Raw genomic sequence first — 26677 nt, 5'->3', positions numbered from 1 at the left:
GGATGGATTAATTTCTAAGATGCTGTGGTCATGTTGGTATGGCATTGGAGTTTCGTTAATCAACTCCTATATCAGCATGAAGCCCCGAGATTGACGACGTATCAAGGCGGGGTGAAATCACCGGGCTAAGGGTCGTCGCCATTTTCTGCTTGATGCGCGCCATGAACGCGTCAATTTGCTGCTCGGCGGCCGACAGTTCGGTCGAGAGAGCGGAATTATATCCGTCCATCGTTTGCTTGGCGGCCGCCGCAGCCTCGGCAGGCTGCTCCTGCGGTATTGCCGCATTGATTTGCTGATCGAGCATAGAGCGCTCGGTCTGCAAATTATCCCGCTCAATGTTCGGCATGTCTCGCATTGCCGGGTGGGTGTTTTTCTCGATTTGCGCAAGTCGGGCGTCGATTTCCGCTTGGCGGGCTTGCCATTCGGAAATGTCATGTGCCCGGCCTTCCTCGGCGGTTGCTTCCGGGCCGACCCGCTGACTACCCCCGACCTTCGACGGGTTGATGCCGGTCTTGCTTTCGATCCACGCGTCAATGCCACTCGTGAGGCCCCAAAGGTTTCCCTCGGGGTCTACAGCGTCGAGCACTTCCTTGACGGTCCAAGCGGTGCCGATGATACCGGCTCCCTTGGCAGCCTTGCCGAGAAGCGAGCTTCCCTTCGATGCTGCGCCAGCACCCGCCGCCGCACCTGCGGCGGCCGCTCCGGCTCCAGTAGCGCCAGCGCCCCCCGATATTCCCATCGCAGCACCGGCAACACCAAGCGCGCCGCGCCCGACGGCGGCAACTGATTTCAAAAGTCCAAGGAGCGACAGGAAAAACGAAAGAACTCCGCCACCAACAAGGACAATCGGACCGAGAGCGCCTGCTAACAGTACCGAATAGGTTCCGAATTCGAGGAGCTTCGGGTTCGACTGTGCAAGCGATTTCAGGCCGTCAGCGCCAAGCTTGAATGCTTCGGACGCTGTTTTCAGGACGCCGCTTTCCGCAATCGACACAAATAGATTTTCGACCGACGCTTCGAACTCGGCCCAATCTCCGACGATGCCTTTCATCATCGTTTTAGCCATGCGGTCGGTTGCGCCCTTGGCGTTCTTCTCGACGTCGGCCAAAGCCTTATCGAGGTCACCCGCAAGAAGTGTAATCAGACGCGAACCCTGTCGAGCATCGAAGATGCGTGCGATGTCGCCAAGGTCGGCACCCTTTTCGCGCAGGGCGCGAATGAACCCGAAGAAGTCCACTTCCGACCCGGCGGCCGTAAGAACGTCCGTAATCGTTTCGGCGAGCTTCGACTTGTCGACGGCCGTGCCGTCGCCGCCGATGATTTCGGCAAGCTTGGCCGAGAGTTTGCTCAAAGATGTATTTAGGCTCGGATCGTTGAGAACTTGCTCAATCTGTTTCGAGAATGAGCTTGCATCAATGCCGTCGATTGCAAGCGAGGAAACCACGTCTTGAGCGCTAATCTGTCGTCCGCCCTTTACGAACTTGTCAATGTCCACATTGAGGCGGCCAAGAGCTTGCAGCATTGGCTTTGTCGGCCGAACCATGCGCACGAGTGCGGATCGCATTGCGACGCCCGCCTCGCTTGCGCGGATGCCGTTTCGAGCCATGACCATAGAAGCGGCCGCGACTTGTTCGATTGACAGTCCCGCAGCGGCGGCCATCGGGCCGACGTACTTGAATGTTTCGCCCATCATGCGGACGTCGGTGTTCGAGTTCGACGCGGAATAGGCGAGGGCGTCATTGACGCGGGTCAAGCTGTCCGATGCTTGCTCGACCGTCTTCATTGGAAGGCGCATCGCAGTCAAAATGTTCGTCGCGATATCGGAACTTTCCTTGATCGCAATGTCACCAGCCAGCGCGAGGTTTAGCATGCCCTTCATGGAACCCATGATCTGGTCATACTTGAACCCGGCTCGGCCGAGTTCGTAAGCGCCTTTCATGATTTCGGAATTCGTCGCCGGGAAAAGCTCGTTGAGTTCCTTCGCGTAATTCTGGATCGTCTTGCGCTGTTCGTCCGTGAGGTCGGTCACGGCTTGCAGGGCGTTCGACGTCTTTTCGAAGTCATAAACGGCTCGCGCGCCAAAGAACGTCAAGAAACCAGCGGGCATTGAAAGCCCGGTGGTCATGCTGTGTAGGTTCCGCTTTAGGATTTGCGTTTGCTTGCCGACGTCGGAAACCATCGTGCTAACCGCCCCGCCAATGGCGAGGCGGCGCGCGTTCGTGCTGTCAACGGCATTGCCGATGCCCCGAATTGAGTTCGCCGCCGCGCGAGCGGGACCGGCAACGGCATCGATCAGCCGAACCGTGAGAACGGAAGTAAGATTTGTCATTTTAGCGCCCTCATCGCCACCAATCGGGTGGCGTTTCGTTGTTGCGGGTCAGGCCTTGGGCGACCAAAGACAGAGCTTTGTCGCGTTTTCGATATGCTGTTGCGCGCGACCAACCACGCGCTTTCAGTTCGGCGTCAAATTTCAGTTTGGTGATGCGGCAACGGAGCCAAAGGGCCAGAACCCGTCCTGCCCCACACTCTCCGAGCAGGTATGTTCCTTGCCAATCGAGAGCGCGTTCAAACAGCGAAACCGCGCGTGGTCCATAAGAAGGACGGCGATGCGTCACTTGGTTCGCTTGGATGCTGGACCACCCCTCAGCAAGCCGATCGGCAAGTTCCATAGCAAGTTCCGGCATAACAGATCGCAGGCGAGCCGGGCCTACCCGACCGCCGTGCGTTGCAAGCCAACGAGCCATTTCGACGAGTATTTCCCCGACAAGTTTAGGGGTCCATAGATTGCTGTTCTGATTGACATAACTCATTGAAAACCTTCAATTCAGGGCGGGATAAACAGCAAAGCCAACTGGGTTTTTCGAAATCTGAAAAACACTCAAATTCGGGGCTGCGGCGGCACCGCACGCCTTGGGGGTAGGGTACGGTCCCTAAAGGGGTGGGGGTGCCTCGCCTCGGAGGCGGTCACCCACGCGCGTCGTGACCCTGCCGATACCGATTTGACCATCGCGCAAGAACGCGCTTCTACGGTCAATCGCGATCTTTCTGATTGGGCGGGGACCGCGCATGATCGCGATCCCCGCTTTGGTGCCCGGGCCGGGAGAAGGGCATGAATGAAACCCATTGGCCCGCACACTGGAGCGGAGGTAGTGGAATGGCTGGATCACATCCTCCGCTCTGTCGCATTATGTTGGTGAAGCGAGCCAACATGATGCGTAAACTCAAGCTTCGATTTCAAGAAACGCGCGCGGATCAACGTCGTGACGACGTGGGATCGTCTGTCCGTTGGCTTCGGCCGACACGATGTAAGCTTCTTCCAAACGCTCGAGGTCAAGCCGCTCTGCGGCAATCGTACGAAACTCGACTTCCCGGGCATCGTCGGACAGCGCATTTTCCTGCGGGAACTTATCGATCAATGCCGACACCGCAGCCTTCATCTGGTCGCGAAGCAACCATACGAGAACATTCGCGCCGCCATTACCAAGGAGGGAACCACTGGGGTACGTGCCAATCGTAAACTTATCCTCAAGTCTGAGAGGCTCGCTACTACGCGAGGACGGATGGACCGATAATTCACCTTTAGACGCGGCCCTATCTATCTCTGCGAAAGCCCGGTCTTTCAGGACTTCGGCAGGGGTATATGCCAACTCGACGGACGATAGTCGCTTATCGAGAGACGCCAGTTCGGACCGAATTTTAGAGACCGCAACTAAGTGATTGCCTTTCAGTCGAGAGGGATCAACGACAACCAGATCGGCATTATCATTGAATGGAGTGCGATTAAGCCAATCCTCCACAGCGCTGAGAAATGCGAACTCGTCGTGCCGCTTGTCGGCTCGCTCACGGGCATCTGACGCAATCTGCAAGGCTCGACGAGCACGTTCTACGGGAGCATTGATACGGGCAATCCGTTCCTCTTTGCTTTCGTCAGAAGAATGCGACTGTCCCTCAAACGAGAGGGTGAACCCTTCGAACTGCTCTTGTGCGCGATATGCAAAGCCTTCCCGACGCTGAAATTCGAACCTTGCTTCCTGTTCGCTGTCCGAAGCGTCGATATATGCGGCATATGCGGCGCGCCGCTCGGAACGAAATCGCTCAAGTTTGTCCAGCGAGGCGGCAGGCAACGCACTCTCTGCGCTCCCCGCCAGTCTGCCGCTCGTCAACTGATTTCCAGTCCTAGCATTTGCCTCGGCGTGTACCTTGTCCCAAAGCTGTTGCGTCTGATCTTTGATACCAAACATGTCAATCCCAATCTCTGATGCTCGTCGGAGTATGGCGGGACTGGCGGGAAAATTCGTCTGACAAGGTGTGACACAAAAGCAAAAAGCAGGCCGAAGCCTGCTTTTACCGACCAAATAACCGCCTTCGATTGATCCACACTCGACCGCCGATCTTGAGGCCTATGTCTCGTTCCCGTAGCCACCGCCATAACGTCCGGTCTGAAACCCTTGCGGCAGCGGCGGCTTGCTGCGGTGTCATCCAAGAGCCGTCCGCGAGGTCGATTTCAAGCGGATCGGGCGGCCATGCCCGATCCGTTGCATCAAACAGTTCCATACTGCGCCTCCTACCGGCCGCGGCGAAAGTAAGGTTCTCACCCCTCTAGGCCACGCGCGGCGTTTATTTCTCCAATAGCTTTCTGCCAAAGGGATTTTGCCTTCTGCTCCGGCGTGGTGCGGATAGCAGCATGAGGGTCGGGGGTATGTTCAACAGAACAAACTAACGACGATAGGGTCTGTCCTGTGTTGCCTGCGGAGATATCGGACAACGCTAATGCGTTGGCCTCTGCATCCCATAAGACCAGCCCTCCCGGAGCGTTACAGGCGCGGGCAATATCTTCCGGCAAGCTGTCAAACGCGTCGGGGGCTGTTTCGGCAGGGATAGTTTGTAAAAGGGAGATCGCTGCGTCTGCGGTCAATTCCGTATTAAAGGCAAGGTGATGAGCAGACTTGGCTCGATCCTGCGCAAGGGGATCGCTCAATATTGCGTGGATACGGGTGCGCTCCGTATCGGCAGTTGCTGTCGAAAGAGCCATCCCATTACTGCGCTGTGCTGTCGGCCTGCGTCCCGACAGTTCTTTGATGACCGCCTCGAAATTGCCGATGCGATCAGCCATTCCGGCCGCAACTGCGGCCGATCCGATAAGCACGTCGCCGCCGCCAAAATTGGCGATCACGTCGTCGGGCTTGACGCCACGGCCTTCGGCGACCGTGGCAATGAAGACTTCGGCGAGCGCATCAATCGTGCGCTGAATGCGCGCTCGCCCTTCATCTGTTGAAAGGTCCGTTCTCTTCCCGGGGGATTGAGAAGAAATGAACTCGATCCGTCCGGCCTCGGCGTCTTTTTTGCTGGTGTCCTGTAAGGCTGCGCGAACACCAATCGAGCCGAGCAAAGCAGTGTCGGCGATCACGATTTCAGTCGATTGTGACGCGAGCCAATAACCCGCCGAGGCCGCCGAACCGCCGACATAAGCGACAATCGGCTTGATCGCCTTTCCTGCTCGGATTGCCTTTGCGAGTTCGTCCACGCCGGTAACAGCGCCGCCTGGCGTGTCGTAGGACATGACAATTGCGCTGATCGACGGATCATCCAGAGCCAATTGAAGGTCGCGCCGGAGAATGTCGTAAGACGTCGCGCCGGATATGGCCGTAAAAAGATTTGCTCGGTTGACCAGTGGCCCACGAACATCAAGAACGCCCACCGAACCACGTCGGGTTAGGCGCTCGGCAGTGGGAACATGCTCGGCGCGATAGGCTTCAAGAGCGTCTATCGAGACGTCATTTTCGCGGGCGGCAACGGAGAGAACGAGTTCCAGCCCTTCGGCTGTGATCGCCCACGGCTCCGTAAGCGCTGCCCGGAGAGCGCGGTTATTTGTATTAGCTTTCATGCGGTTTTCCTTTCTTGGCGCATGTAGCGGCCATGGATGGCGTGAAAAACGCGCTGTCGATTAATCTCTGCGCGAAGGGCATTCGCAAACGCTTGACGCTCGCGGTCGATGATTTCTTCGGAAATGCCGGAAACCGTTTGGATAGAAACGACGGCGGATGAAAACCTATCGATGGCTCCCGCCTGCTCGGCTGACGAGAGTGACAAGTATTCGACCGCAAAAATGAAAACCTCGACGCACAGGCGATCGGCGGGAAACATCAAGATTTCAGCGGATCGTCCGGGAGTTTCCAAATTGAATTCAAGCTGCATCGCGCTTCTCCCATTCGATAATCTGCATTGCTGAATGCCAAGCGGCGTCGTTCGGGCGTGCTACGACCGCCGCTAGCGCTCCGCATGACGTTATCGAGGCAATTGCTAGCTCCCCGGTTTCATCAAGCCGGACGCAGATAAACAAGTTTCCGATTTGCGGTCGCATCCCAACCTTTATTACGACGCCAAGGCCTTCATCTAGGAATTGCAGTCGATCGCCTACTTTATAAGGATACCTAGACCGAGCGCCCGACGCGTCATCAGACGCTCGGGAGGGCGCGATATCGTCAAACTTCGTTATATCAATCAGGTTGGATATATTAGATATTTGGGGAGACCCTTTGAGGGTCTCCCCCTCTATATCTCTATTACTCTTGTCATCGCCCGTTAAATCGCCGCTTTGATTTCGCTCGACTTTTCCCCGTTTAACCGAAGAATTTTTTCGCGCTTGTACTGAAATTTTTGTGCGATGGGCGATTTCATCCTCAATATATTGAGACCAGATTTTATCCCCGTATTGAACGAGAATACCTGACGTTAAGAACAACTCCATCGCTCGATCGAAAGCAGGTTTCGACGTTCCACACACTCTTGCAAGTCGAGCCGCATCATTGAGCGTAGGCTCGCCGTGCTTGTGAAAGTGAACCAATAGCTTCATGAGAATGCCAATCTCATTCGCCTTGAGACCAGCAGTCATTCGATCAAACGCGACATAGTCGAAACGAAACCATGGAGACGGTAAATACGTTTCCCTCGTCATTGTAACACCCCGCATTTTGAGCGACTGGCGACGGCGCGATCACGCGCCGACGCGGTTTGCCAGTTGAGCCGGGCCATTCATGCCACCATTTCCAAACGAGCCTTTTCGCATGCGCGTTCGAGCAGTGCATCGATCGCCGGACGACCGAAGTTCGCCCGCTCAAGTTCATGGCGGCAAGCGTCTATATCTCCGAGGTCCGCATCTTGTTCGATGAGAATGTCTGCCATCTGCCGGATAATTATCGCGTGCAAGCTGTCGCGAGTTTGCTGCGATGGTGATTGACTGATAATCATGCTGCCTTCCCTTTAAAGAAGGCGACCAGTTCGCCACGTTCGGCAACCCAACGCTCTCCTACTTTACGCGCGGGAATTTGGCCTTGATGCAACATGTAAGCCGTGGCTGCAAAAGACTGGCCTATGGCCGCAGCGATACCGCCGATCCCCCATATAAGTTCCAGATTTTCGCTGTTTGACTGATTACTGGTCATTCTTAACCCTTCCTAAACCATGTTCACCAGACTGGATTGTTAGTGTGTCATCCGTGTGGCATAGAATGTGTGCCACTGGTGTGGCATTGTTGTCAAGTGTGCAGTGAGGCATTGGTGTGGCATGGCTAGAGAAGATTTGCATTTTCGGTTGCGGATACCGGAAGACTTAAAAGCGAAGGTGGAAGTGGCCGCGGCGGAAAATCATCGAAGTATGACTGCCGAGATAGTTGCGCGGCTCTATGAGAGTTTTGATCCTGAGGCTATCAGCCAAGAGTTCGCCGATCACATTCAGGCACTGCACCACTCCGAGGAAGTGAGGGAGATGCAAGCGAAATACGTAGAAGCTGTATCTCGTGAGAACGAAGCCCTGCGAAAGGCAGGTATCAACGCCGAGCAGATAGTTTTTACCCTCGCTAGGGCCGTGACGAAGGCTGCCGAAGGTGATCGAACTGAACTAGAGCAGGTGATCGAGCGGGAAAAAGAACAACCAATCCTTGATCGTCTAATGACTGTTTCTTCGGTTGTTAGTGAAAAGTAAGAATGAGTATCCGCAAGCGAGAATGGACAACGCCGAAGGGCGAATTGAAAGCCGCTTGGGTTGTCGATTACAAAGATACCCAAGGCAAGCGCCGATTGAAGACGTTTGCCCGGAAAAAGGACGCTGACGCCTTTGCTGCCACGGCCGCAGTTGAAGTGCGCGAGGGCGTGCACGTAGCAGACAGCGCCAGCGCGACCGTCAAACAAGCCGGCGAACTCTGGATCAAGCGTGGCGAGCAGAACGGGCTTGAGCGCGGTACGATTGTCCAGTACCGGCAGCATCTAGATTTGCATATCACTCCGTTTCTCGGCGAGACGCTGCTCTCCCGGTTGAACGTTCCGACCGTCCGGGCTTTCGAGGACAAGCTGATCGAGGAAGGCCGATCCGCTTCCATGGCGCGCAAGGTACTAGTGAGCCTGGGTTCACTCCTATCCGACGCACAGGAACGTGGGCTTGTGATGCGGAATGCAGTACGCGAGAAAAGCCGTGTCCGGCAGAAGGGCAAGGAACGACGGTTAGAGAGACGCCAGAAGGGCAAACTCAAGCTTGGGGTGGACATTCCCCTCCCCACCGAGGTCAAGGCCATTGTGAGCGCTCTGCAAGGCAAATGGCGGCCTGTTATCCTGACGGCGATCTTCACCGGCCTGCGGGCGTCGGAACTGCGCGGTCTCCGGTGGGCCGATATCGACTTCGACAAGCGCGAAATCCGCGTCCACCAGCGCGCCGATAGGTTCAACGCGATAGGCAGGCCGAAGTCGGAAGCCGCGGAACGTTCCGTGCCAATACCGCCCTTAGTCGCAAATACGCTCAAGGAATGGCGTCTGTCCTGCCCACGTCCGAAACTCAAGGATGACGCCGGAAATGCGATACGGGAGGAAATGCGGCCCGAACAGCTTGTGTTCCCGAACGGTCAGGGCAAGGTCGAGAGCTTGTCGAACATCATGCAGCGCGGGTTTCTGCCTACGCAAATCGAAGCGGGCGTATCCGTCGCTACCGGCAAGAATGACAAAGACGGCAAGCCGATTATGGCAGCAAAGTATACTGGCCTCCACTCTCTCCGGCACTTCTACGCCTCATGGTGCATCAATCGCCGCGAGGATGGCGGCTTAGGGCTGCCGCCAAAGATGGTTCAAGAGCGCCTCGGACATTCGTCAATTGTGCTAACCGTGGACAGATACGGGCACTTATTTCCGCGCAATGACGATGCTGCTGAATTGGCGTTGGCTGAAACAGCTTTGCTTGGTTAACACATTTCTGGGGAAACAAATGGTTGACGGGAATAGCAGATGGGAAGCCCGAATTAGAGAATGTAGGCCGATTTTTGAAGTTGCAGGCTTCGCCTTGACAACTGTCACTTGGTCATCGCTTTGTATTGTTGTGTCTTATCTATTCATCCGTGGCTACTGGACGCCTGCTCCTGCGCTTCAAGCTATGGGTTGGCAAGGCACGTTTCTATATTGTGCACTAGCACTTGCCGTTGTGGTAATTTCCTTTATTAGCTCCGGTGCGTTAATCGTTACACTGTGGTCTTTGGTTCTCGATCTAAAGTACGACTTAGAATTCGGATCAAACAAAGTAGTTGCATTCCTTGTTTCACTATTTAGCGGCCTTTGGCACCATGCCTTTGGTATGTTCATACTAATGCTCATTGTTATTCTATCTGTGCAGGTCATTAGTGCTATTGATGGGGCAAGCATTGGACAGCGAAACGCCGCAAATGCAACACAGATGCAACATCACGAACCAAGCGACTGAATTTATTGACAGGAAATCATATTCCTAATCTGTAGGTCACAGGTTCGATTCCTGTCGGGATCACCACCGAAATCGGCTTTGTGAAGACTGCCGGTTTTCCGGAGAAAGCCGCCAACCTCGCCGTTCCAAAACGGACAATCCAGGAAACACCATGCTTTCATTGAATTGGTGGCAAGTCGTAATTGCCTTGCTGTCGATCTATTGGCCCCTAACGGTGCTGAGTGCAGCAGCTATTGTTGCGACAGGCTTTTTGGGCACTGAACGCACGGCATGGCGAATAGTCTGGATAATTGTGGCGCTGCTTTTATCTTCGCCGGTCTGGTGGTTTTTCCTCTTCGTCTGAGCGCAAAATGCGCCCGTTGCAGACTGGAACCAAAACCGCGCTATCCCTCATACGGCCAGTTGGCCTGCGAAAAGACCCCGCCATCGACCCAGATGGTCTGGCCTGTCACAAAACGTGCCGCGTCGGACGCAAGGAACAGGACAGGGCCGGAAACATCCTCCGGCGTTCCCACCCTTCGCAGCGGCGTGATGCGCGCCCAGGTGCCCGCATAGTCGGGCTGCTCTTCCGCCGTCCGCTCATTGAGGATCGCACCCGGCGCAACGCAATTCACCCGGATACCGTGCGGCCCGAGTTCCACCGCCGAAGCCTTGGTGAACTGCTCTATCCCGCCCTTCGATGCCGTGTAGGAAACGAGCCTGGGAAAAGCGAGCTTGTTGCAGCCGGAGCCGATATTGACGATGGCGCCGTCCTTGTCCGCCTCCACCATGCGCTTGGCAGCGGCCTGCGTATTGAGGAAACAGCCTTTCAGATTGGTGCGGATGACATCGTCCCAGCCCTCTTCGGAAAGTTCCAGCAAGGGCGCCCAGGTCTGGATGCCTGCATTGTTGACCAGCACGTCCGGCGCATCGCCGAACCAGTCGCAAACCTCGTCGAAAAAGCTTTCAACCTCGACGCGCCGTCCGACATCGCAGCCGAGCCCCAGCGCCTGACCGCCAGCCTCCTCAATGGCTTCCACGAGCGATTGCGCAGCTTCGTCGTCGTGCCTGTAGCTGAACGCCACCGTGTAGCCCGCTTCCGCAAAGGCGGAGACGAGATGCCTCCCGATGCCGGTGCTGCCTCCCGTCACGACTGCGAATTCACCCATGGCCAACTCCCTCCCGGATATATTTCCCGCACCGAATTTAATCGGTTTTCGGCAGTGGTAAACCAGCAAAAAACAAAATAGCTTTCGTGCAAATGCGAGGTGAGAAAATGAATCCCGATATCAAGGAAGCCAATGGCGCGTGCCACTGCGGCACCGTGCGTTTTCGCGTCAGATTATCCAACGGCCTGCATTCCGCGCGGCGCTGCACCTGCTCCTATTGCCGGATGCGCGGGGCCGTCGCCGTTTCCGCCGATCTGGACGGGCTGGAAATTCTCGAAGGCGAGGATGCGCTGACGCTCTACCAGTTCAATACCCGCGTGGCGAAACACTATTTCTGCTCGAAATGCGGCATCTACACCTTCCACCAGCGCCGCTCCAATCCGCGCCAGTACGGCGTGAACGCGGCCTGTCTGGAAGGCGTGTCGCCATTCGATTTCGCGGCCGTCGCGGTGAGTGATGGCGTCAACCACCCATCCGATAACCCGAACCGGAAAGGCTCGGGCGTGGTCGGCTATCTGCGCTTCGAGCCGGTCGAAAACGATTAGAGCATTTCCAGCAAAATTGTGAAACGTCTACGCGGGGAAATCAGTTCACTGGACTCATTTCATAACCCGCTTCGATGCGTTGGATAATGCGATAAAACAAATAGTTAGAGCGGTTCCGGCGATTCTGCTAGAATAGGAACCGCTCTAGGACACGGTTCCGCAACGCGGGAACCGCCTGCGGCCGAAAACAGTCAAAAAACCGGAGCGGGATGGCGGTTCCGCTTCAGGATCTTTCGGTCTAGCGTCCGATCACCTTGCGTGCGTTGCGCTCCCAGGAAAAGACGACCGGCGGCAGCGGGTCGAGGCCGCGAATAATGTCTGCACCCTTTTCGCCGATCATGATGGTCGGCGCATTGGTGTTGCAGGAAGGAACGCGCGGCATGATCGAGCTGTCGCACACCCGCAAGCCTTGAAGACCCCGCACTTTCAGATCGAGATCGACAACCGCCATCGCGTCGGTTCCCATCTTGCAGGTGCCGACCGGATGATGGTCGGTCTTGGCATTGGCGCAGGCATAATCGAACAGGTCGTCATCGCTGACGACCTTCGGCCCCGGCAGGCGCTCGGCCATGACATAGGGTTTCAATGCGTCCTGCTGCATGATTTCGCGCGCGATCTTTAGCCCTTCCAGCGACATTTTGCGATCATGCGGGTCGCTCCAGTAATTGGGATCGATCAGTGGCGCCGCAGCCGGATCGCTGGAAGCAAGCCGCACCGTCCCGCGCGAGCGCGGATGCAGATAGGCGGAATTGAGCGTCACGCCGGCATTCTTGAGCTTTTCGACGCCAGCCTCAATGCCCGAACCAAGCCCCAGATGAAACTGTATATCCGGTGAACGCGCATCCGGGTCAGCATACCAGAAGCCGCCGGTTTCAAACAGGCTCGACGCCACCGGGCCGGAGCGCAGCAATATATATTGCAGGCCCGCACCAAGCGTGCGGTGCAGTTTCGCCACGCCGTCATAGGTGTGATCGCCGGTGCATTCGGCAATGACAAACAGGTCGAGGTGATCCTGCATATTTTCGCCGACGCCGGGCAGATCGTGCTTGACCGCAACGCCCACCTTTTTCAGATGATCGGCAGGGCCGATGCCTGATTGCAGCAGGAGTTTCGGCGAGCCGATCGCGCCGGACGCAACAATCACCTCGCGGCCTGCGCGCAGGGTCTCGCCGCTCATCAGCTTGACGCCGGTTGCGCGGGTCTTTTCCAGCTCGATATTGGCTACCTGCGCATTCATGCGCACGGTAAGATTCCTGCGGTCCCTGATCGTGGACAGATAGGCAAGCGAGGCCGAAGAGCGACGGCGGTCGCGCTGGGTAAGCTGGTAAAAGCCGACGCCCGCCTGCTCGCGACCGTTGAAGTCAGGATTATAGGGAATCCCAAGTTCCTGCCCCGCACGGATATAGGCATCGCAGATCGGCAGCGGCGCGGAAGGCATCGAAACGCCAAGCGGCCCGCCATAGGAATGATAATCGTCGTTAAAACGCTGATTGTCTTCGGCCCGTTTGAAATAGGGCAGCACATGGCGATAATCCCAGCCGGTGCAGCCATCCTCGCCCGCCCACAGATCATAATCGGCGGCATTGCCGCGCGTATAAATCTGCGCATTGATCGAGGAGCCGCCGCCGATGACTTTCGCCTGCGTATAGCGCAGCACGCGGTTTTTCAGGTGCTTCTGCGGAACGGTTTCAAAACCCCAGCTGGCGACGCCCTTGGTCATTTTGGCAAAACCGGCGGGCATATGGAACAGCGGATTCCAGTCGCTTCCGCCCGCTTCCAGCAAGAGCACCTTCACCGAGGCATCCTCGCTCAAGCGATTGGCGAGAACGCAACCGGCAGGCCCGCCACCCACGATGATATAATCGTATTCCATCGCCCTACCCTTACAGTTTTGCAATCGACAGGCCGCCATCGGCATTGATTGCCGAACCCGTCGCAAAGATGAAATCGCCACCGGCAAGCCCGGCAACGATGGCGCCGACATCGCCCGCCTCGCCCCAGCGCTTCATCGGCACTAACCCACCTTCGATCAGCCCGTCATACCGCTCTGCGACCTTTGCCGTCATATCGGTGCGGATAATGCCGGGGCGAACCTCGAACACGCCGATCCGCGCTTCGGCAAGCCGCAGCGCCAGCCCCTGCACGAAGGCAGTCAGCCCGGCCTTGCTGATGCAGTAATCAAGCCGTTCCGGCGACGTCATCACGGACGAAACGGAGCTGATTGTTATGATGCTGCGCGGAAACTGCACCTCATTTGCCGCCAGCATGGCTTTCACGACTGCCTGCGTGAAAAACACCGTACCCCGCAGGTTCACATCCATGATCATGTCAAAATTTTCAGGCTTCAGTCCCAGAAAATCGCCGCGCTCGACCGAACCCATGCCCGCATTGTTGACCAGACAATCAATGCCGCCAAATTCCTTCATCACCGAGGCAACCGTCGCCTCATGGGTTCCCACTGCTGCAAGATCGCTTTCAAGAAAGGCCACCTTTCCGCCCAGCGCCCGCAATTCATGAATGACGGCATCGTCACGCTCGCGGTCTGTAATCGCCAGATCGAAACCCTTGGCGGCAAGCGTGCGGGCAATGCCAAGCCCGATCCCGCGCCGCCCGCCGGTGACCAGCGCAACAGGTCTTTGACGGTTCATGCCAGCAACTCCCGGTTCAAATGGTCTGCGACGCGCAAGGCCTGCGCGGCGATGGTCAGCGCCGGATTGACCGCCGCCGAGGTTGGCAGGAAGGACGCATCGACCACATGGAGATTGGGGTGGTCGTAGGCGCGGCACCAGGGATCAAGCGGCGCTGCCGCCGGATCATTGCCGATGCGCACCGTGCCGCATTGATGCGACGGCGTGCGCCGGTCAAACGCCCGCGACAGCACCACCGGGAAACCTGCCTGCCTGAGAGCTGATTTGAGCTTATCAACCAGCATCAGATGCGCCTTCCAGTTGGTGCGCGCCCAATGCAGGACGATGCGGTCGCCATCCACGCTCACGCGGCTTTCCGGCGAGGGCAGGTCTTCGCTCATCGCGTAGAAATCGATCGTATGCCCGGCAATGCAGTTCAAAAGCCATTCAGGCACACGGGGCATGTTGGATTTCAGGATCGCGCCCGATACACGGCCCAGCAATTGCACATTGCCGAGCGGTGGCCCGCCCGCTCCATCCGACAGATAGTAATCATTGAAGCCGAATGTCTTCTGATAGACGCTGTCATTGCGATAGCGCGGATCGAACCCGATCACGGCGCTGGAATTATGGTTCATGAAATTGCGGCCAACCTGATCGGAACTGTTCGCCAGCCCCGAACGCAGCAGGATTGCTGCCGACTGCACCGCACCGGCAGACAGGATAACCAGCTTCGGACGCAAAACCCGCGCCTCGCCATTCTTCACATAATGAACGGCGGTGATCGCCTTGCCGTCAGCCCCCGCTTCCAGCCGCGTGACCCGCGCCGAGGTTTCCAGCCGGACATTGCGATATTGGAGCGCCTGCGCAAGCGGGCAGCTTTCCGCATCCATCTTGCCATCATCGCAATTGGGATGCGCATCCCACGGCGTTTTTGCCTTGGCAAGCCAACGGTCGATATCGACGCCAAGCGGCAGCGACGCCGGATGCAGGCCCGCCTTCTTCAGCCGCGCCCGCACATCGGCAATCGGGCGCTCATCGCGGACAGCCGGATAAGGATAAACCTTTGAATGATGCGGCTCGGTCGGGTCGTCGCCCAGTTCACCGCGCACCTGAAACAGTTCTTCCGCCTTGCAATACCATGGTTCCAGCACGTCATAGGCAAAGGGCCATGCCGGGGACACGCCTTCCAGATGCGCAAGCTCCTCAAAATCCTCGCGCCGATAGCGGATCAGCACCGCGCCATAGAATTTGGAATTGCCGCCGACATTGTAATAATTTCCTGGGTTGAACGGCGCACCATTGGTCTCATACCAGGACTCATGCGGACGAAAGAAACCGCGCTGGAAAATGGCGCGTGGATCGCGGTTTTCCGGCCTGTCCGGCAAGCGCTCCCCCGCTTCCAGAATGAGAATGTCGGCACCTGACGCAGCAAGTCCGGCAGCCATGGTTGCGCCGCCGATACCCGATCCGATGATGACGATATCCGGCTGTCCTCCCAAAGCCGTCACTCCCTACTTTGCTTGCGGCATCCACCAGCCCGTCCGCGCGCCGATATGCATGTTGAGCGTCTTGATTTCGGTATAATCCTCCACCGCATGACGCCCCAGCTCGCGGCCCAGACCCGACTGGCGATAACCGCCGAAAGGCAGCTCCGGCGTGCCGTCCATGAAGGTGTTCATCCAGACCGTACCGGCCCGCACCTTGCGGCCAATGCTCATGCAGGTATCGAAATCACGGCTCCAAACACCTGCGGAAAGCCCGTAATCAACCGCATTGGCAATGGAGATCGCCTCATCCACCGTATCGAAGGAAAGCACCGACAGAACCGGCCCGAACACTTCCTCACGCGCCACGGCCATATCCGCCTTCACGCCTGCAATGATGGTCGGCCCCATATATTGGCCAAGGCCCAGATCCAGCACATCGCCGCCATGGGCGATTGCGGCACCCGCCTTTCTGGCCTGATCCACATAGGCACCGACCTTTGCGAGATGTTGCGGCGTGATGATCGCGCCGACCTGCGTGCTGACATCAAGCGGATCGCCAACGATCACCTTTTTCGACAGATCGGCCACCCGCCCGACAATCTCATCGACAATCGAGCGATGCACGATCAGCCGCGACCCGGCATTGCAGCATTCACCCGCATTCAACCATGCGCCGAACACAGCCGCATCGATGAAGGCATCCATATCCGCATCCGGGAACAGGATTTGCGGGTTCTTGCCGCCAAGCTCCAGCGACACTTTTTTCAACGTTTGCGCGGCATTGGCCATGGTCAGCTTGCCCACGCCCGTGGAGCCGGTAAACGACACCATATCGACTTGCTGATGCGTGCTCATATGCTGGCCGACATCGGCACCCGTTCCGGTGATGATGTTGACCACGCCATCGGGAACCCCCGCCTCGGCCAGAATTTCGCCCAGCACCAGCGTCGAACCGGAAGTGAGTTCCGAAGGCTTCACCACCGCCGTGCAACCCGCGGCAAGCGCGAAAGGCAGCTTTTGGCCGACTATCAGGAACGGGAAATTCCACGGCGTGATGATGGAAACGACGCCGATCGCCTCACGCAGCACGACGCCCAGAGTGCCATCGCCCAGATTGTTGTAGCTTTCGCCATGCAGATCACGCGCAAGCGCTGCCGCATAGCGCCAGATATCGACGGAACCGGCAATCTCGCCGCGCACCTGCGAAATTGGTTTGCCGGCTTCAATCGCATCGAGATAGGCAAGTTCTTCCGCCCGCGCCTCGATCAAATCGGCGGCTTTCAGCAGCACCAGTGAGCGCTGCGAGGCAGTTTTGGAAGACCAGCGCCCATCGTCAAACGCCTTGCGCGCAGCCGCCACGGCGCGCTCCACATCGGCCTTGTTGCCCGCCGGATAGCGGCTGACGGTAACGCCATGGCCGGGGGCCACGCGGTCAATCGTCTGGCCGCTCTGACTTTGCACCCATTTGCCATCGATCAGCATGGAGAATTCGCGGACTTCCAGCCCGGTCAACGGCTGTGGCTTTACGATCGTGCTCATTACCATTTCCCTTCAAAATTCGCTTCGCGCTTTTCGGCAAAAGAGCGCACGCCTTCCTTCAAATCGCCGGTCTTGGCGACGAGGATGGACCCCAGCGCCTCAACCGCCGTTCCATTGTCCTCGCCATTGGCGACGGACAGCATCAGTTTGGAAATTTCGAGCGCAGCCGGTCCGCGTTTTGCCACCCGCGCCGCATAATCCATTGCTGCCTGCAAAGCCGTACCCGTTTCCACAACGGCATCGACAAGCCCGTGAGAAAGCGCTTCTTCGGCGGTGAACATTTCGCCGCCCAGCACCATGCGACGCACGATCTGCGCACCGAAACGGCGCACAAGGCGCTGCGTGCCCGACCAGCCGGGGATCATACCAAGGGAGGTTTCCGGCAGGCCGATTTTTGCCTGTTTTTCAACAATGCGAATATCGGCAGCACCTGCCAGTTCCAGCCCGCCGCCAAGCGCGTGGCCGTTCATCGCCGCAATCAGCGGCATGCGCAAAGTCGCCAGCCGCTCGAACACACGATGACCATAGCGCACCCATGCATGGCCGAACTCCTGTGGTTCCATGCCGCCCCAGGCCTTGATGTCGCCGCCGGCGGAAAAAGCCTTGCCCTCGCCGGTCAGGATCGCAACCCGAACACTGCTGTCAGCCTCCACCCGGTCACAGGCGGCAGACAATTCCTGCAACAGCTCGATATCGAACGCATTGAGCTTTTCGGGTCGCCTGATCGTCATGACCGCGATGTGATTTTCAATCGATATTTCTATCCGTTGAGCCATCTCAAGCCTCCAGCTTTCGCGCAGGCTTTTGCGGCAATTGAAGCCCGATTGGCTCTTCGCGGAAAAGCGCCTCATCCATGGTCTTGAGCTTGTCCGAGACAATCAGCGGAAACTCGGCCTGATCCAGAATATGCGCCTGCAGATCCACACCCGGCGCGATTTCGGTCAGCATAATGCCTTCCGGCGCAAGCTTCAGAACCGCGCGTTCGGTGACATAGGTAATGTCCTGTCCCTGCGCGACGCCGCGCGGGCCGGAAAAAGTGACATGCTCCACTTCATTGACCAGCTTTTTGAGCTTGCCTTCCTTTTCGATCACCAGTTTTCCGTCCATGACCGACAATTTCGCACCGGCGTTGAACATGCCGGAAAAGACGATCTTCTTGGCGCGCGCGGTAATGTCCACAAAGCCGCCCGCACCCGCCGTCACATGCGGACGGAATGACAGCTTCGACACATTGACCGAACCGTCGCGCCCGATCTCAAGGAAGGAGAGAAGCGAGGCATCGAAGCCCGCGCCCTGAAAATAGGTGAACTGATAGGGCGACGGCATATAGGCATCGGCATTGGAGGCGCAGCCAAAGGCAAAATCCAGAAGCGGAACGCCGCCAACCGCCCCCTGCTCGATCACCCATGTCACGGCACCATGAAGGCCCTCTTCCAGCAGAATGCGCGGCACATTGGCGGAAATGCCGAAGCCAAGATTGACCGCACTGCCCGCCTGCAATTCCTGTGCGACACGCCGCGCAATCGCCTTCTGGATATTGAACTCGGGCAGACGGAACGTATCGAGCGGGCGGAAAATCTCGCCGGAAATCGCCGGATCATAAAGCGTCTGCGTCGTCTGCTTCTGGTCGGGGTCAACCACGATATAATCGACCAGAACGCCCGGCACCCGCACATCATGCGGCTTCAGCGTTCCTTCCTTTGCGATGCGCTTGACCTGCGCAATGACAATGCCGCCATTGTTGCGCGCCGCCAGCGCCTGATCCAGACCGCCCAGATAAGCGCCCTCATGTTCATAGGTGAGGTTGCCGCGATCATCCGCGGTGGTGGCGCGGATGATCGCGACATGCGGCACGATATTGGGGAAATAGAGCCAGTCTTCGCCTTCAAAACTGACATGTTTGACGACCGGCTCCTCTCGCGCCTTGTCGTTCATCGCCGACCCCTGACGCTTGGGATCGACAAATGTATCGAGCCCCACCTTGGTCAACACGCCAGGGCGCTTGGCAGCAGCCTCACGGTGCATGTCGAACAGAATCCCGGACGGGATATTATAGGCTGGAATCTCGTTATTGGTGATCATCTGCCAGATCAGTGGCGGCTCGGCGCTTGACGGCCCGGACGGATAGGAACCGCCGATGATCTTTTCCAAAAGCCCCTTCTTGGCGATGTAATCGACACCCTTGATGCCGCTCATATCGCCCGCCGCAATCGGGTGCAGCGTGGTGATGTTTTTGGGATGGCCGGTTTCATCGAACCGCTCCCCAATGGCTTTCAGCATCATATCCGGACAGCCGAGCCCGCTCGATGAAGAAACCGAAACAACGGCATTGTCGGGAATAAGTGAAGCGGCTTCTGCAAATGAAATATGCTTGCTCATAATTCTCAAAGTCCTGAATGAACGGCGGTGGCCTTGCCGGTCTTTGCGGCTTGCATGACGGCAAGCCCGGTCGCGAGCGACCAGATGCCGTCCTCCAAAGTGGCCGATGGCTGGCCTTTGCCGTCGATGGCATTGTGGAAGGAATGCAAGGCGTTTTCGTAGAGATTTTTCTGGTCGAGCGGCAGTTCATGCTCGCCGTTCTGATCGCGCAGGATGACGCTTCCAACCGGCTTTTGCGTCATCACATTGCGCGCAATGAGCGAGCCTTCGCTGCCGTGCACCTCGAAGCCGGTTTCGGCGTATTTGGTGGTGAAAGCATCATGGAACTGCGCAATTGCGCCGGAAGGAAAACGCAGGACACCCATCACGCCATCCTCCAGCCCGTGACCGCTTAGGCCTCCCTGCTGGCTAAAAGCCACCGCCTCAACCGGGTTTTCACCCAGCACGAAGCGCAGCGTATCGGCGTCATGCACGGTGATATCGAGGATCACGCCGCCGCCCGCATCGGGCCGCTCGATGCGCCAGCCTTGCAAGTGCGGCGGCAGATAAACCGCATGGAAAACCCGCGCACCCAGCACCTTGCCGATCTTGCCCGCAGCAATGGCATCACGCATGGCGCGGTGGCTTGCGGCATTGCGCAAATGATGGTTGGTGCCGGCCACGACACCCGCCTCGCGCACGGCTTTCAGCATCTGGTGCGCGTCATCAATCGTCAGCGCCAGCGGCTTTTCGCAAAGTATATGCTTGCCCGCTTGTGCCGCGGCAATCGCCTGATCGCGGTGCAGTTCATTGGTGGTGGAGATATAAACGGCATCGATTTCAGGGGCGGACAAAAGCGCTTCAAGGCTGGTCACGGAGCGGGCTATGCCGTTTTCGCGGGCATAAGTTTCACCGCGTTCGGCATTGGTGCTGTAAACGGAAATGACCTCGCCCCCGGTGGCGCGAATGGCTCCGATCACCCATTCCTTCGCAATGGTGCTTGCGCCTATAAGGCCCCACTTTGCCATTCGAGTTTCTCCTCCTGTTTTCTGAACGGCGCACCGCAACTTGCCCGCACCGCAAGGCGCACCGACAGGCGCTGTGCCTCCGCCTCCACCCGTTCCGAATTGACCTGTTTCAGCAAAAGCTGCGCCGCACGTTCACCCAAACCTTGCGGATCCACAGCCACAGTCGTCAGCGCCGGAACGGCAGTCTTTGCTTCGATCACATCGTCAAAACCGACGACGCCAAAATCCCGGCCCGGCTCAAGATTGGCGGCCCGCAGCCCGTCGCAGACGCCGAAAGCCACCGCATCATTGAAGCACACCGCCGCCGTGGGCTTCATGCCATGCCGCAGCATCTGTTCCACCACTTCAACGCCGCCGGCGCGGGACGGGGCGCTTGCAAAGACCAGCGCATCATCAAAGGCAATTCCGGCCTGCTCCAGCCCGGCGCGATAACCCGCGACACGCTCAGCAAACACCGCCGTATCGGCATAACCGCCCATGAAAGCGATGGCGCGATGCCTGAGCGACACCAGATGCTCGACCGCCTTCGCCACGCCGCCGCGATTGTCCGAAACGATGGAAGAAACACCCGATCCCGGCACATCGCGCACCATCTGCACAACCGGCAGGCCGCTTTTCGCCAATGGTTTCAGATCATTGGCCTCGGTCCCGCGCGCTGGCGAAACAATCAGCCCGGCAATGCCATGTTCGCGCATCGAGGCAATCACCTCGCGCTGGCGATCGATGCTTTCCGCCGTATTGGCCAGAAACTGCACATAGCCAGCCGACTGCATGACGCGATCCACGCCGACGGCCAGTTCGGCAAAGAAACTGTTGGTCAGATCATTGACCACAAGACCAATAATCTTTGAGTTCGACTGACGCAGGTTGGCGGCGGAACGGTTATAGACATAACCCAGTTTCTCGATCGCCTCCTGCACCTTGACCCGGGTGTCAGCATGAACCAGCGGACTGTCACGCAGCACCAGCGACACGGTCGATTTCGACACGCCAGCCTCGCGTGCAATATCGATAACGGTGACGCTGCTCTTGCTCATGACCTGCTCCGGTTTATCCCGTTCATTAAATTGGAACGTTCCAATACTGTCAAGAGCAGAGCGGAAAGCCGCCATTTGCCATGTGTTCGCCACAATTCGCGTTGGTTTTTAGTGCAGATTTTCTGCCGAAACACGTATTTCAGGTGCAAACACCCTCAAATCACATTTCTGCCGCCTTTTTCGACGGGATTGCCATTTGGAACGTTCTAAACTAAAAATCGGCTGACAAGCGGAGAAGCGATCATGGGCATGAACGACCAGCAACTGATCTTGCCGGATGGCAACGGGAGCCTTGCCCCCTACACGCTGAGCGGCAAGCCGACACCGCGCCCGACAGTTGCGCCGCAGTTCAACCGCATCGCCTATGCGGCAGCGCATGTGGTTTCCGATCCGCTGAAAAATGCCCGCCCGTGGAACGACCCGGCCATCGACTGGGACGCGACCATGGCTTTCCGCCATCACCTGTGGAGCCTCGGTTTCAGGATCGCTGAAGCAATGGACACCTCACAGCGCGGCATGGGCCTGAACTGGGCCGGCGCGCAGGAACTGATCCGACGCTCTCTGACGGAAGCGAAAGGCGTAGCGGGTGCCGATCTTGCCTCTGGCGCCGGCACCGACCACCTTGATCCGGCGGAAGCAAAAAGCCTTGATGACGTTATCAGGGCTTATGAGACACAGGCAGGCTTCATCGAGAAGCACGGCGGGCGCTTCATCCTGATGGCAAGCCGGGCGCTGGCCCGCATCGCCAGATCGCCCGACGATTATGCCAAAGTCTATGGGCATATTCTGACGCAGGCCCGCGAAAAGGTCGTGCTGCACTGGCTGGGCGACATGTTCGATCCACAGCTCAAAGGCTATTGGGGGGCACAAAATTTCGATGAAGCACTGGATACCGTGATCGGCATCATCGAGGCCAATCGCGACAAGGTGGAAGGCATCAAGATATCTCTGCTGGAAGAGCGCTACGAAATCGCCTTGCGCAACCGCTTGCCGGAAGGCGTGTTGTGTTTCACCGGCGATGATTTCAACTATGCGCCGTTGATCGAAGGCGACGGAAACAGGCACAGCCATGCGCTGCTCGGCATTTTCGATGCGGTCGCCCCGCAGGCATCGAGCGCGCTTGCAGCGCTGGCCGCAGGCGGCAATGCCCGCTTCCGCGCAATCATCGAGCCGACCGTGCCGCTATCGCGCAAGATTTTTGAAGCACCGACGCAATATTACAAGGCGGGCGTGGTGTTCCTCGCCTGGCTGAACGGCCACCAGAACCATTTCACCATGCCTGCCGGAATGCAGTCGGCACGCGGCATCCTGCATTATGCCGACATATTCCGCCTGGCCGACAAGGCCGATGTGCTCGACCACCCGGAGCTTGCCATCCACCGCATGAAAAAGCTTCTGGCCGTTCATGGCGTATCGTAAAGACAGGCGGCTGTTGCCGCCTGTCCCGTCAAATCACCGCCAGCCAAGCCCCGGTGCAACATGCTTCAGGATCGACTCGATCACATGGGCATTGTACTCGACGCCAAGCTGGTTCGGCACGGTCAGAAGCAGCGTATCGGCCTCGGCAATCGCCTCGTCTTTGGCCAGTTCCTCGATCAGCCGGTCAGGCTCGGCAGCATAGGACCGCCCGAAGACGGCCCGCAGGTCTTCCTCGATATAGCCGATGGAATCCTGCTCCTTGCCCCCATTGCCGAAATAGGCCCGGTCGCGATCATCGACCAGCGCGAAGATGCTGCGGCTCACCGAAACACGCGGCGTGCGCGTATGTCCGGCTTCCTTCCAGGCTTCGCGATAGGCGCGAATCTGCCTGGCCTGCTGGATGTGCAGCGGCTCGCCTGACTCGTCCTTCTTCAGGGTAGAGCTTTGCAGATTCATGCCGAGCTTTGCCGCCCACACAGCCGTGGCATCCGAAGCCGCACCCCACCAGATACGATCCCGAAGACCTTCCGAATGCGGCTCGATCCGCAGCAAACCGGGAGGGTTCGGAAACATCGGACGCGGGTTCGGCTGTGCAAAGCCCTGCCCCTTCAGCGCTTCGAAGAACACCTCGCCGTGCTGGCGGCCCATATCGGCATCGCTCTTGCCTTCTTCCGGCGCATAGCCGAAATAACGCCAGCCATCGATCACCTGTTCCGGCGAGCCGCGGCTGATGCCGAGTTGCAGGCGACCCTTGGAAATCAGGTCGGCGGCACCGGCATCCTCGACCATATAGAACGGGTTTTCATACCGCATGTCGATGACGGCGGTACCGATCTCGATCCTCCTGGTCTTCGCGCCGATGGCTGCAAGCAGCGGAAAGGGCGATGCAAGCTGGCGCGCGAAATGGTGCACGCGGAAATAGGCGCCATCCGCGCCCAGCTCCTCTGCGGCGACCGCCAGATCGATAGATTGGAGAAGCGCGTCGCTGGCCGAGCGGGTTCCCGACTGGGGAGACGGCGACCAGTGGCCGAAGGAAAGAAAGCCGATCTTCTTCATGATGATGTTCCCTGAATTCGGGCGAGAGGATTGTTCCTGCCCAATATGGCGGCGCGCGCCAGGAATGGAAGGGCGCGGAAAGGAACACACTGTTCAGTATTTGCACCCTCTGTTCCGTCCGCTTTTTATCGCGCGGCATGAGTTGCCCGATACCCACGCCCTGTCCGGTACATTGACAGTCCATCCGGACGCTATTAAGCCTCGAAACAGGCGGATAAACCTTCAATCTGAGGTTATTGGAGAAAAGGTGTTTGCCGATAAGCAACGCACCAAAACAGGGGAGATTTTCATGCGTTCCAAATTTCAGGCTATGCTTCTGGGCTTGCTGGCCGCAACGGCCCTCGCCACCTCGGCACAGGCCAAAGACGTCACCGTCACCGTGACCGCCATCGTGGAGCATCCCGCCCTCGACGCCGCCCGCGACGGCGTGAAGGACGCGCTGGCAGAAGCCGGCTTCAAGGAAGGCGAAAATCTCAAATTCGTCTATCAGTCTGCACAGGGCAACCCGGCGACCGCAGCGCAGATCGCCCGCCAGTTCGTCGGCGAAGCTCCAGACGTGATCGTCCCGATCTCCACCCCGTCGGCGCAGGCCGTCGTTTCGGCCACCCGCGACATTCCTGTCGTCTTCACCGCCGTTTCCGATCCGGTCGGCGCGCAGCTCGTCAAGGACATGGCGAAGCCCGGCGGCAACGTGACCGGCCTGTCCGACATGTCGCCCGTGGCTGAGCACATCAAGCTGATCAAGGAAGTGATGCCGAACATCAAGAAGCTCGGCTATCTCTACAATTCCGGTGAAACCAATTCCGTGTCGCTGCTGGCGGCGCTGAAGGAAGCCGCTGCCGCCGAAGGCATCGAAATCGTTGAATCAGCCGCCACCAAGTCGGCGGAAGTCCAGGGCGCGGCCCGTGCCCTCGTCGGCCGTGCCGATGCCATGTATGTGCCGACCGACAACACCATCGTTTCGGCGCTGGAAAGCGCCGTCGGCGTCGCCGAGGAAAGCAAGCTGCCGCTCTTCACCGCCGATACGGATTCGGTCAAGCGCGGTGCGCTGGCAGCACTCGGCTTCAACTATTACGATGTCGGCAAGCAGACCGGCGCCGTCGTGGTGAAGGTTCTCAAGGGTGAAAAGCCGGGCGACATTCCGGTCGACATCGCCAAGGGCACCGATCTCGTCATCAATCTTGGCGCCGCCAAGAAGATGGGCGTCGAATTCCCGCAGGCCGTGATCGACCGCGCCACCAGCAAGATCGACTAAACATACAGCATGACGGAAAAAGGCGGGGTCGCTCCCCGCCTTTTTCTTTGACAGGATTTGATCAGAGTTTTCGAAATGCCCGCTATTCGCATTCTTCCCGCAGACGACAACACCAATGGCTGGAGCAGGATATTGCCAGCCCGCACGCCGAAGGCGGCGCTCGCAGGCGATATCAAGGCCGACTGGATCGTGCTCGGCGCGGGCTATGCGGGCGTGGCGGCCGCGCGACGGCTGGCCGGGAACCGTCCCAATGACCGGATTGCATTGATCGATGCGCAGGAGGTCGGGAAAGGCACGTCGGGCCGCGCCGCGGGCTTTGCCATCGACCTGCCGCACAATGTCAGCTCCTCGATGGAGGAACTGGCCAAGTCGCAAAGCTATCGCGCGCTCGCCCGCGCCGCCATCGATCATCTGAAACAGCAGATCGACCGGCATGCGATCGATTGCGACTGGCGGCAGGATGGAAAATTTCACGCAGCGGTTTCCGATCAGGGCATGCGCGAGGTTCTTGAGCCGACGGTCAGGGAACTGGAGCGCCTCAAGGAACCCTTCGACTGGCTCGAAGGCGATGCGCTGGCCAAAAGGCTCGGCACGAACCATTTCAAGGCGGCGATCTTCACCTATGGCACATCGCTTCTGAACCCGGCTGCCCTTGTGCGCGGCCTCGCCGACAGCCTGCCCGGCAATGTGACGCTTTACGAAAATTCCGCGGTCACCAGGATCGATTACGGCGAGCGCATCCACATCACGACGGCAAAGGGCAGCATTCAGGCGCCTGTCATGATCCTGACGGTCAATGGCTTTGGCGAGCAGTTCGGTTTTTTCAGGCGAAAGCTCCTCAACTTCGCCGCCCATGCCAGCCTGAGCCGCAAGCTTTCCGACGACGAATACAAGGCCATTGGCGAAATCGCGCCATGGGGGCTGACGCCCGCCAATTCCTTTTCCGGCATCACCATGCGCCTCACCTCGGACCGGCGCATACTGGTGAGGCAGAACGTGCATTTCTGCCCGTCGCTCCGCCAGTCGGATGCGCGCCGTGAAACGGTCAGGCGTGAGCACAAGCGCCTCTTCGACGAGCGTTTTCCCATGCTGCCCAAGGTCGATATGGAGCATACATGGACGGGCTTCATCTGCCTGTCGCGCAACGGCGCACCGGGTTTCGGACAGATTGCGAAGAATGTCTACACATCACTCTGCCAGAACGGCGTCGGCATCACCAAGGGCACGATAGGCGGCATTCTTGCCGCCGACATGGCTTGCGATATCGACAATCCGCTGATCGACGACATGCTCAAGCTCGGCAGCCCGACCGGGTTGCCGCCACGGCCTTTCCTCGATCTCGGCGTGCGGGCGCGTTTCGCATGGGAGCTGTGGCGGGCGCGCGCCGAAGTGTGACCCAAATCAACCGGGCCAGATGTTGTAACACTCCCACAGAATAGC

General features: G+C 58.3%; 27 protein-coding genes. 8 read left to right on the top strand and 19 right to left on the bottom strand.

Annotation, left to right across the window (positions count from 1 at the left end):
- Positions 1–55: 55 nt before the first annotated feature.
- The 9 genes from ACS5UA_RS13020 to ACS5UA_RS12980 form a co-directional block, all read right to left on the bottom strand.
- Positions 56–2329, bottom strand: coding sequence for a phage tail tape measure protein (locus ACS5UA_RS13020; protein ID WP_443101390.1), 2274 nt, complete (start codon positions 2327–2329; stop codon positions 56–58).
- A gap of 10 nt (positions 2330–2339) precedes the next feature.
- Complete coding sequence (locus ACS5UA_RS13015) at positions 2340–2810, bottom strand: hypothetical protein (protein WP_443101389.1); 471 nt, start codon at positions 2808–2810, stop codon at positions 2340–2342.
- A 411-nt stretch (positions 2811–3221) separates the two neighbouring features.
- Complete coding sequence (locus ACS5UA_RS13010) at positions 3222–4241, bottom strand: hypothetical protein (protein WP_443101388.1); 1020 nt, start codon at positions 4239–4241, stop codon at positions 3222–3224.
- A gap of 103 nt (positions 4242–4344) precedes the next feature.
- Positions 4345–4479 carry a helix-turn-helix domain-containing protein gene (locus ACS5UA_RS13005; protein WP_443101406.1) on the bottom strand — a complete coding sequence of 45 codons (135 nt, stop codon included), beginning with the start codon at positions 4477–4479 and terminating at the stop codon, positions 4345–4347.
- A gap of 112 nt (positions 4480–4591) precedes the next feature.
- Complete coding sequence (locus ACS5UA_RS13000) at positions 4592–5884, bottom strand: S49 family peptidase (protein ID WP_443101387.1); 1293 nt, start codon at positions 5882–5884, stop codon at positions 4592–4594.
- Entirely contained in the window at positions 5881–6195 is a 315-nt protein-coding gene (locus tag ACS5UA_RS12995; protein WP_443101386.1) for a hypothetical protein, read from the bottom strand. The genes ACS5UA_RS13000 and ACS5UA_RS12995 overlap by 4 nt, the downstream gene beginning before the upstream one ends.
- On the bottom strand, positions 6185–6955 hold the full coding sequence (locus ACS5UA_RS12990) for a YdaU family protein (protein ID WP_443101385.1): 771 nt from the start codon (positions 6953–6955) through the stop codon (positions 6185–6187). Before ACS5UA_RS12990 ends, ACS5UA_RS12995 begins: the two co-directional genes overlap by 11 nt.
- A 77-nt stretch (positions 6956–7032) precedes the next feature.
- The gene (locus ACS5UA_RS12985; RefSeq protein ID WP_443101384.1) at positions 7033–7248 is read right to left on the bottom strand and encodes a hypothetical protein; all 216 of its coding nucleotides are present in this window, start codon (positions 7246–7248) and stop codon (positions 7033–7035) included.
- Positions 7245–7442 (bottom strand): DNA-binding protein, encoded by a 198-nt coding sequence (locus ACS5UA_RS12980; RefSeq protein ID WP_443101383.1) that lies wholly within the window; start codon positions 7440–7442, stop codon positions 7245–7247. Before ACS5UA_RS12980 ends, ACS5UA_RS12985 begins: the two co-directional genes overlap by 4 nt.
- Positions 7443–7563: 121 nt before the next feature.
- Here ACS5UA_RS12980 and ACS5UA_RS12975 point away from each other — a divergent pair, with 121 nt between their 5' ends.
- The 4 genes from ACS5UA_RS12975 to ACS5UA_RS12960 all read left to right on the top strand — a co-directional run bounded on the left by ACS5UA_RS12975 (position 7564) and on the right by ACS5UA_RS12960 (position 10078).
- Complete coding sequence (locus ACS5UA_RS12975) at positions 7564–7980, top strand: Arc family DNA-binding protein (protein ID WP_443101382.1); 417 nt, start codon at positions 7564–7566, stop codon at positions 7978–7980.
- A 2-nt stretch (positions 7981–7982) separates the two neighbouring features.
- The gene (locus ACS5UA_RS12970; protein WP_443101381.1) at positions 7983–9227 is read left to right on the top strand and encodes a tyrosine-type recombinase/integrase; all 1245 of its coding nucleotides are present in this window, start codon (positions 7983–7985) and stop codon (positions 9225–9227) included.
- A gap of 19 nt (positions 9228–9246) precedes the next feature.
- On the top strand, positions 9247–9735 hold the full coding sequence (locus ACS5UA_RS12965; protein WP_443101380.1) for a hypothetical protein: 489 nt from the start codon (positions 9247–9249) through the stop codon (positions 9733–9735).
- A gap of 151 nt (positions 9736–9886) precedes the next feature.
- Positions 9887–10078: a hypothetical protein gene (locus ACS5UA_RS12960; RefSeq protein ID WP_025089899.1), complete on the top strand. Its 192-nt coding sequence runs from the start codon at positions 9887–9889 to the stop codon at positions 10076–10078.
- 40 nt (positions 10079–10118) lie between these two features.
- Here ACS5UA_RS12960 and ACS5UA_RS12955 read toward each other — a convergent pair whose 3' ends face one another.
- The gene (locus ACS5UA_RS12955; protein ID WP_063619785.1) at positions 10119–10883 is read right to left on the bottom strand and encodes an SDR family NAD(P)-dependent oxidoreductase; all 765 of its coding nucleotides are present in this window, start codon (positions 10881–10883) and stop codon (positions 10119–10121) included.
- 107 nt (positions 10884–10990) lie between these two features.
- Between ACS5UA_RS12955 and ACS5UA_RS12950 the strand changes: the two genes are divergently transcribed.
- Positions 10991–11428, top strand: a complete 438-nt coding sequence (locus ACS5UA_RS12950) for a GFA family protein (RefSeq protein WP_063619786.1) — start codon at positions 10991–10993, stop codon at positions 11426–11428.
- A gap of 238 nt (positions 11429–11666) precedes the next feature.
- On the opposite strand, the gene ACS5UA_RS12945 is transcribed toward ACS5UA_RS12950, so the two are convergent.
- From ACS5UA_RS12945 to ACS5UA_RS12910, 8 genes are read right to left on the bottom strand one after another with little or no spacing between them, the layout of a single operon-like run.
- Entirely contained in the window at positions 11667–13301 is a 1635-nt protein-coding gene (locus ACS5UA_RS12945; RefSeq protein ID WP_112671792.1) for a GMC family oxidoreductase, read from the bottom strand.
- Positions 13302–13311: 10 nt separating this feature from the next.
- Complete coding sequence (locus ACS5UA_RS12940) at positions 13312–14076, bottom strand: 3-ketoacyl-ACP reductase (RefSeq protein WP_112671794.1); 765 nt, start codon at positions 14074–14076, stop codon at positions 13312–13314.
- Positions 14073–15557, bottom strand: coding sequence for a GMC oxidoreductase (locus ACS5UA_RS12935; RefSeq protein WP_112671796.1), 1485 nt, complete (start codon positions 15555–15557; stop codon positions 14073–14075). The genes ACS5UA_RS12940 and ACS5UA_RS12935 overlap by 4 nt, the downstream gene beginning before the upstream one ends.
- A 12-nt stretch (positions 15558–15569) precedes the next feature.
- A complete protein-coding gene (locus tag ACS5UA_RS12930; protein WP_112671798.1) occupies positions 15570–17090 on the bottom strand; it encodes an aldehyde dehydrogenase family protein in 1521 nt (506 codons plus the stop codon).
- Complete coding sequence (locus tag ACS5UA_RS12925; RefSeq protein ID WP_112671800.1) at positions 17084–17860, bottom strand: enoyl-CoA hydratase/isomerase family protein; 777 nt, start codon at positions 17858–17860, stop codon at positions 17084–17086. Before ACS5UA_RS12925 ends, ACS5UA_RS12930 begins: the two co-directional genes overlap by 7 nt.
- Position 17861: 1 nt before the next feature.
- Positions 17862–19463, bottom strand: a complete 1602-nt coding sequence (locus ACS5UA_RS12920) for an acyl CoA:acetate/3-ketoacid CoA transferase (RefSeq protein ID WP_112671802.1) — start codon at positions 19461–19463, stop codon at positions 17862–17864.
- A gap of 5 nt (positions 19464–19468) precedes the next feature.
- Entirely contained in the window at positions 19469–20470 is a 1002-nt protein-coding gene (locus ACS5UA_RS12915) for a Gfo/Idh/MocA family protein (protein WP_112671804.1), read from the bottom strand.
- Positions 20449–21507, bottom strand: coding sequence for a LacI family DNA-binding transcriptional regulator (locus ACS5UA_RS12910; protein ID WP_112671806.1), 1059 nt, complete (start codon positions 21505–21507; stop codon positions 20449–20451). Before ACS5UA_RS12910 ends, ACS5UA_RS12915 begins: the two co-directional genes overlap by 22 nt.
- A 249-nt stretch (positions 21508–21756) precedes the next feature.
- On the opposite strand from ACS5UA_RS12910, the gene ACS5UA_RS12905 reads away from it, so the two are divergent.
- On the top strand, positions 21757–22926 hold the full coding sequence (locus ACS5UA_RS12905; protein WP_112671905.1) for a dihydrodipicolinate synthase family protein: 1170 nt from the start codon (positions 21757–21759) through the stop codon (positions 22924–22926).
- Between the two features lie 33 nt (positions 22927–22959).
- Here the strand turns inward: ACS5UA_RS12905 and ACS5UA_RS12900 are convergent, their stop codons facing one another.
- Positions 22960–23982: an LLM class flavin-dependent oxidoreductase gene (locus ACS5UA_RS12900; protein ID WP_112671808.1), complete on the bottom strand. Its 1023-nt coding sequence runs from the start codon at positions 23980–23982 to the stop codon at positions 22960–22962.
- A gap of 289 nt (positions 23983–24271) precedes the next feature.
- Between ACS5UA_RS12900 and ACS5UA_RS12895 the strand changes: the two genes are divergently transcribed.
- Positions 24272–25237 carry an ABC transporter substrate-binding protein gene (locus tag ACS5UA_RS12895; protein ID WP_006470995.1) on the top strand — a complete coding sequence of 322 codons (966 nt, stop codon included), beginning with the start codon at positions 24272–24274 and terminating at the stop codon, positions 25235–25237.
- 75 nt (positions 25238–25312) lie between these two features.
- Positions 25313–26632: an NAD(P)/FAD-dependent oxidoreductase gene (locus tag ACS5UA_RS12890; protein ID WP_112671810.1), complete on the top strand. Its 1320-nt coding sequence runs from the start codon at positions 25313–25315 to the stop codon at positions 26630–26632.
- The last annotated feature ends 45 nt before the right edge of the window (positions 26633–26677 follow it).

The sequence above is a fragment of the Brucella sp. RRSP16 genome (assembly GCF_052246815.1).
Classification (GTDB): domain Bacteria; phylum Pseudomonadota; class Alphaproteobacteria; order Rhizobiales; family Rhizobiaceae; genus Brucella; species Brucella intermedia.
The sequence above is the reverse complement of the archived record's forward strand: the minus strand, read 5'-3'. Positions and strand labels throughout refer to the sequence as shown.

What these genes read in the sequence shown, in the direction of transcription:
- ACS5UA_RS12930 (WP_112671798.1), bottom strand. Translation starts at nt 17,090, where the DNA reads ATGGTAATGAGCACGATCGTAAAGCCACAGCCGTTGACCGGGCTGGAA.
- ACS5UA_RS13010 (WP_443101388.1), bottom strand. Translation starts at nt 4,241, where the DNA reads ATGTTTGGTATCAAAGATCAGACGCAACAGCTTTGGGACAAGGTACAC.
- ACS5UA_RS12940 (WP_112671794.1), bottom strand. Translation starts at nt 14,076, where the DNA reads ATGAACCGTCAAAGACCTGTTGCGCTGGTCACCGGCGGGCGGCGCGGG.
- ACS5UA_RS13020 (WP_443101390.1), bottom strand. Translation starts at nt 2,329, where the DNA reads ATGACAAATCTTACTTCCGTTCTCACGGTTCGGCTGATCGATGCCGTT.
- ACS5UA_RS12925 (WP_112671800.1), bottom strand. Translation starts at nt 17,860, where the DNA reads ATGGCTCAACGGATAGAAATATCGATTGAAAATCACATCGCGGTCATG.
- ACS5UA_RS12950 (WP_063619786.1), top strand. Translation starts at nt 10,991, where the DNA reads ATGAATCCCGATATCAAGGAAGCCAATGGCGCGTGCCACTGCGGCACC.
- ACS5UA_RS13005 (WP_443101406.1), bottom strand. Translation starts at nt 4,479, where the DNA reads ATGACACCGCAGCAAGCCGCCGCTGCCGCAAGGGTTTCAGACCGGACG.
- ACS5UA_RS12995 (WP_443101386.1), bottom strand. Translation starts at nt 6,195, where the DNA reads ATGCAGCTTGAATTCAATTTGGAAACTCCCGGACGATCCGCTGAAATC.
- ACS5UA_RS13015 (WP_443101389.1), bottom strand. Translation starts at nt 2,810, where the DNA reads ATGAGTTATGTCAATCAGAACAGCAATCTATGGACCCCTAAACTTGTC.
- ACS5UA_RS12890 (WP_112671810.1), top strand. Translation starts at nt 25,313, where the DNA reads ATGCCCGCTATTCGCATTCTTCCCGCAGACGACAACACCAATGGCTGG.
- ACS5UA_RS12905 (WP_112671905.1), top strand. Translation starts at nt 21,757, where the DNA reads ATGAACGACCAGCAACTGATCTTGCCGGATGGCAACGGGAGCCTTGCC.
- ACS5UA_RS12990 (WP_443101385.1), bottom strand. Translation starts at nt 6,955, where the DNA reads ATGACGAGGGAAACGTATTTACCGTCTCCATGGTTTCGTTTCGACTAT.
- ACS5UA_RS12985 (WP_443101384.1), bottom strand. Translation starts at nt 7,248, where the DNA reads ATGATTATCAGTCAATCACCATCGCAGCAAACTCGCGACAGCTTGCAC.
- ACS5UA_RS12900 (WP_112671808.1), bottom strand. Translation starts at nt 23,982, where the DNA reads ATGAAGAAGATCGGCTTTCTTTCCTTCGGCCACTGGTCGCCGTCTCCC.
- ACS5UA_RS12970 (WP_443101381.1), top strand. Translation starts at nt 7,983, where the DNA reads ATGAGTATCCGCAAGCGAGAATGGACAACGCCGAAGGGCGAATTGAAA.
- ACS5UA_RS12945 (WP_112671792.1), bottom strand. Translation starts at nt 13,301, where the DNA reads ATGGAATACGATTATATCATCGTGGGTGGCGGGCCTGCCGGTTGCGTT.
- ACS5UA_RS13000 (WP_443101387.1), bottom strand. Translation starts at nt 5,884, where the DNA reads ATGAAAGCTAATACAAATAACCGCGCTCTCCGGGCAGCGCTTACGGAG.
- ACS5UA_RS12915 (WP_112671804.1), bottom strand. Translation starts at nt 20,470, where the DNA reads ATGGCAAAGTGGGGCCTTATAGGCGCAAGCACCATTGCGAAGGAATGG.
- ACS5UA_RS12975 (WP_443101382.1), top strand. Translation starts at nt 7,564, where the DNA reads ATGGCTAGAGAAGATTTGCATTTTCGGTTGCGGATACCGGAAGACTTA.
- ACS5UA_RS12955 (WP_063619785.1), bottom strand. Translation starts at nt 10,883, where the DNA reads ATGGGTGAATTCGCAGTCGTGACGGGAGGCAGCACCGGCATCGGGAGG.
- ACS5UA_RS12960 (WP_025089899.1), top strand. Translation starts at nt 9,887, where the DNA reads ATGCTTTCATTGAATTGGTGGCAAGTCGTAATTGCCTTGCTGTCGATC.
- ACS5UA_RS12895 (WP_006470995.1), top strand. Translation starts at nt 24,272, where the DNA reads ATGCGTTCCAAATTTCAGGCTATGCTTCTGGGCTTGCTGGCCGCAACG.
- ACS5UA_RS12980 (WP_443101383.1), bottom strand. Translation starts at nt 7,442, where the DNA reads ATGACCAGTAATCAGTCAAACAGCGAAAATCTGGAACTTATATGGGGG.
- ACS5UA_RS12920 (WP_112671802.1), bottom strand. Translation starts at nt 19,463, where the DNA reads ATGAGCAAGCATATTTCATTTGCAGAAGCCGCTTCACTTATTCCCGAC.
- ACS5UA_RS12965 (WP_443101380.1), top strand. Translation starts at nt 9,247, where the DNA reads ATGGTTGACGGGAATAGCAGATGGGAAGCCCGAATTAGAGAATGTAGG.
- ACS5UA_RS12910 (WP_112671806.1), bottom strand. Translation starts at nt 21,507, where the DNA reads ATGAGCAAGAGCAGCGTCACCGTTATCGATATTGCACGCGAGGCTGGC.